This window comes from Hydrogenovibrio sp. 3SP14C1 (genome assembly GCF_029625905.1).
Taxonomy (GTDB): Bacteria; Pseudomonadota; Gammaproteobacteria; order Thiomicrospirales; family Thiomicrospiraceae; genus Hydrogenovibrio.
Genome location: NZ_JARTLM010000357.1, coordinates 1 through 230, shown reverse-complemented (window position 1 = coordinate 230; position 230 = coordinate 1). Strand labels below are relative to the sequence as shown.

The window sequence follows — 230 nt, the reverse complement described above, 5'->3', positions numbered from 1 at the left end:
CGCTGTTGGCAGATGCGGGCATTACGCCCGCAGAAGATTTGAGCAAGAGTCGCAAGCTGCTGTTCGATACCAACCTGCCGGATGTGAAGCTGGTCATCATTCGCGCCACCGATGTGCCTACCTATGTGCAGTTAGGGGCCGCCGATGTGGGCGTGGCGGGCAAGGATGTGCTGCTGGAGCACGGTGCCGAGGGGCTGTACGAGCCGCTGGATCTGGACATTGCCCGCTGC

1 pseudogene is annotated in these 230 nt (G+C 61.7%); it reads left to right on the top strand.

What is annotated here, in order from left to right:
* Positions 1 to 2 precede the first annotated feature (2 nt).
* Positions 3 to 230, top strand: a pseudogene (gene hisG / locus P8629_RS12830) (ATP phosphoribosyltransferase); the annotation flags it as partial.